Below are 3,652 nucleotides of genomic sequence, written 5' to 3'. Positions count from 1 at the left end.
GACGCGGCGCCCCCGCCAATGGCCCCGCGGCTGGGTTGGGGCGAGGGGAGCTACCGCCCCATCCGGCCCAAGGCCCTCGTGCGGAAGCTGGACGGGGGGGGGGGGTAGGGTAGGATCGTGCCCCCCCCCCCCCGTTCTCCCTGAGCTCCGCCGGGCGGCAACAGGCAGGAATCGAGTGGGAAAACTAGGCAATCGACTAAGCTGCGAATGTGCAGAATCCCCCTTGTATGCAGCCCTGAGACCCTTCATCGTGGAGTGACCCTTGAATGACGGTCTATTGAGATGAATCCAGCAACTGCATTCCGGCCCAGGATCGTTTCGCTTGGCAGCATCAATATGGACTTGGTTGCGGTGGCCTCAGCCCTGCCAAAGCCCGGCGAGACTGTGATGGGAGACGGCTTTGCCACCCTGCCCGGAGGTAAGGGAGCGAATCAGGCCGTAGCGGCCGCACGTCTCGGGGCTGATGTACGCATGGTCGGCCGGGTGGGGGACGACATGTTCAGCCCCATGTTGATTGCAAACCTGGAAGCCAACGGGGTCGATGTTTCGGATGTGATGACCACGCCCGGCTCGTCGTCAGGCATTGCCGTTATTCTGCTCGACAATGAGCGGCAAAACTACATTGTGGGCATCTACGGGGCGAATATGGCGTGCGACGCAGTCCAGGTGGAGGCCGCCAGTCGCGTCCTCGACGGAGCCGACGCTCTCCTCCTGCAAATGGAAATCCCCTTTGATGTTTCGCTGGCAGCCGCCCAAATCGCTCAACGAATGGGAGTCCGGGTAATCTTTGACCCCGCTCCACCATCGGCTATTCCCTTCTCGTCTTACGAATTCTTCGACATCGTTGCCCCCAACCAGTCCGAAGCTGAAGTCCTGACCGGCGTCGTGGTTGACGGCATAGATTCCGCGCATGAGGCGGCGCGAATACTCCGGTCACGAGGCGTCAGGACGGCCCTCATCAAATTGGGTGAGCAAGGCGTCGTTTACTCATCCGAAGAGGGCTTCGGACACCTTCCCGCCTTTCAGGTCGAAGCGCTCGATACCGTGGCCGCCGGAGACGGTTTCGCCGGCGCCCTCGCCGTTGCCCTCGCCGAGGGTCAGCCGCTCGATCGCGCCCTTCGCTTTGCATCCGCTGCCGGCGCGCTCGTCGTCACCAAGCGCGGAGCGCGGGACGCCATGCCGGACCGCGTCGAGGTTGAGCGGCTCTTGCACTCCCAGTAACCCCATCTATAGCGCGTCGAGGGGCGGCCGCCGCCCCTCCACCTGCTCCTCGACTGCGTCGAGGAGAGCCACCGCGCCATCGCCCCCTAAACCCTCGTCCGTGAGCTGGACGCCCGCGCTTCGTAGGGGCGATTCGCGAATCGCCCGCACCCCGCTCACCAACATTCTCGCATTGGCACCCAGCATCCCCCTCCACTACACTGTCCCCCACCCAGGAGGTGCGCCACCATGTCAGACCCCATCGTCGACCGTCTCACGCGCTACGCCGCCAGCATCGACTACGAGCGCCTGCCCGCCGAGGTCGTCCACCAGGTCAAGCGGCTGGTTATCGACTCCATGGGCTGCGGGCTGGCGGCCAGCGACGCCGACCCGGTGCGCGCGGCCCGCGACCTGGCGCTCGGCGTGCACGGTGCGTCGCCCGCCACGCTGCTCGGCGCCGCCGACACCACCACGCCCGACATGGCCGCCTTCGTGAACGGCACGATGGTGCGCTACCTCGACTTCAACGACTCCTACAACGGCCTGGACATCGCCCACCCCTCGGACAACATCCCCGCCGTGCTCGCCGCCGCCGAGGCGCACGGCGCGTCGGGACGCGAGCTGATCGCCGCCGTCGCCCTCGCCTACGAGGTGCAGGCGGCGTGGGCGGACAGCTTCCATCTCCAGTCGGGCGGCGTCTGGGACCAGGCCGCCTATGCCGCCGTCTCGGCGCCGCTCGGAGCGGGGGTGGTCATCGGCCTCTCGACTGAGCAGCTCGCCGAGGCCCTGCGCATCTCCGTCGTCAGCAGCATGACGCTCGGCGAGGCCCGGCGCGGCACCATCTCCCACTGGAAGGCGGCGGCCGTCCCCAACGCGGGCAGGAACGGCGTCTTCGCGGCCATGCTCGCCCGGCGCGGCATGACGGGCCCGCCCGAGGTGTTCACGGGCTCCTACGGGTTCTTTGCGGGCGTGACCGGCGAGCCCGTCGAACTCGCTCCGCTGGCGCTCGAGGACGGGGTCGACCGAGCGTTCCGGCTCATGGAGTCGCGCTTCAAGCGCTTCCCGGCGGGCTTCGTGTCACAGACGGCAATCGAGGGCGCGATGGAGGCCCGCGACGCGCTCGGCATCGCGGGGGCGGACGACGTTGCTCACGTCCACATCCGCACGTTCGAGAGCGGAAAGCGCATCATGGCCGGCGATCCCACGCGCTGGCGCCCCGAGACGCGCGAGACCGCCGACCACAGCATCCCCTACGTCGTCGCCTGCGCCCTGCAGTTCGGCACCGTCGAGCCCGCGCACTTCGAGGACGACGTGCTGCGCGACCCGGAGCTGCTCGGTCTCGTGCAGCGCATCGACGTCGTGCAGGACCCGGAGTGCGACGCCGCCTGGCCGGAGGCCATCCTCAACATCCTGACCGTCCGCACGCCCGACGGCCGCGAGCACACGGCGGCGGTCCCCTATTACACCGGCCACTTCAAGAAGCCCATGAGCGACGCCGACGTTGAGGACAAGTTCCGGCGCCTCACAACCGGCCGCCTCGACGAGCCCCGCCAGCGCGCAGCCCTCGACGGCCTCTGGCGCCTCGACGAGGAGACCGGCCTCGCGCGGCTCATGGCATCCCTCGCCGTCGCGTAGGCGTCGACGCCCCCTGACATCGGCGCCTTGTGCCTGAGTCCGGCGCCCCGGTACGCTTCCCCTATGGAGACGTTTATCAAGCACGGCCACCCCGCGTCGGCGCAGGCACGGGAACTGCCCGCGATCCCCCCGATGCACGGGGTTGACTCCTTCAGCCCAATGCAACTCAACCCGATTCTCATACGGATGGGATCGCACGGCTCAATGCCGTTCAATGCGACACAATGGGGTCTCAGCTACAACCACTGGCCAACAAGCACGCAAGAATGCGCAATCTCGCGCCAAGCTGAAGTGGGCAGTTTTAGCTACATTCATCCCGTGAAAAATATACTCCAGAACTCAACTCAATTCGCCGGGGCCGCCCTCGTTCAAGCAGGTTGACAGAAGCCTCCTGCGCAAAGACACTGTGCCGTACTTTACCACCCCACTCAGACCGCAATTGCGAATGGAGGACACTATGCTTACCCCCGCTGACAACGAATTCCTAACTCGCGTAGGCCCCGGCTCGCCGATGGGCAACCTGCTCCGGCAGTTCTGGCACCCCTTCCTGCCGTCCCGCGACCTGCCGGAGCGCGACGGCCCCCTGAAGCGCGTACGACTCCTCGGCGAGGACCTCGTCGCCTTCCGCGACTCCAACGGCGACGTCGGCCTCATCGCCGAGAACTGCCCGCACCGCGGCGCGTCGCTCTTCTTCGGCCGCAACGAGTTCGGCGGCCTCGCCTGCAACTACCACGGCTGGAAGTACGACGTCACTGGCGCGTGCCTCGAGATGCCCAATGAGCCCGCCGAGTCCAACTTCAAGGACAAGGTGCGCGTC

At 66.8% G+C, this 3,652-nt stretch carries 5 protein-coding genes; 4 read left to right on the top strand and 1 reads right to left on the bottom strand.

The window, feature by feature from the left end; translation table 11 throughout:
• Nucleotides 1-282 precede the first annotated feature (282 nt).
• Entirely contained in the window at nt 283-1,221 is a 939-nt protein-coding gene (gene rbsK / locus OXC99_04340; GenBank protein ID MCY4624218.1) for a ribokinase, read from the top strand.
• A gap of 6 nt (nt 1,222-1,227) precedes the next feature.
• Here rbsK and OXC99_04335 read toward each other — a convergent pair whose 3' ends face one another.
• Nucleotides 1,228-1,386 carry a hypothetical protein gene (locus OXC99_04335; GenBank protein ID MCY4624217.1) on the bottom strand — a complete coding sequence of 53 codons (159 nt, stop codon included), beginning with the start codon at nt 1,384-1,386 and terminating at the stop codon, nt 1,228-1,230.
• 63 nt (nt 1,387-1,449) lie between these two features.
• Here OXC99_04335 and OXC99_04330 point away from each other — a divergent pair, with 63 nt between their 5' ends.
• The 3 genes from OXC99_04330 to OXC99_04320 all read left to right on the top strand — a co-directional run.
• On the top strand, nt 1,450-2,835 hold the full coding sequence (locus tag OXC99_04330; GenBank protein MCY4624216.1) for an MmgE/PrpD family protein: 1,386 nt from the start codon (nt 1,450-1,452) through the stop codon (nt 2,833-2,835).
• Between the two features lie 63 nt (nt 2,836-2,898).
• Entirely contained in the window at nt 2,899-3,216 is a 318-nt protein-coding gene (locus tag OXC99_04325; protein ID MCY4624215.1) for a hypothetical protein, read from the top strand.
• Nucleotides 3,217-3,292: 76 nt separating this feature from the next.
• Nucleotides 3,293-3,652, top strand: a 360-nt coding sequence (locus OXC99_04320; GenBank protein MCY4624214.1) for a Rieske 2Fe-2S domain-containing protein, incomplete at its 3' end; no start/stop codon positions are given.

The organism is Chloroflexota bacterium (genome assembly GCA_026713825.1).
GTDB lineage: Bacteria > Chloroflexota > Dehalococcoidia > Lucifugimonadales > UBA1127 > UBA1127.
Note: the sequence above shows the minus strand (reverse complement) of the source record. Positions and strands in the feature narration are given on the sequence as shown.

Coding starts and splice junctions, on each gene's coding strand:
- rbsK (MCY4624218.1), top strand. CDS start 283: ATGAATCCAGCAACTGCATTCCGGCCCAGGATCGTTTCGCTTGGCAGC.
- OXC99_04335 (MCY4624217.1), bottom strand. CDS start 1,386: ATGTTGGTGAGCGGGGTGCGGGCGATTCGCGAATCGCCCCTACGAAGC.
- OXC99_04330 (MCY4624216.1), top strand. CDS start 1,450: ATGTCAGACCCCATCGTCGACCGTCTCACGCGCTACGCCGCCAGCATC.
- OXC99_04325 (MCY4624215.1), top strand. CDS start 2,899: ATGGAGACGTTTATCAAGCACGGCCACCCCGCGTCGGCGCAGGCACGG.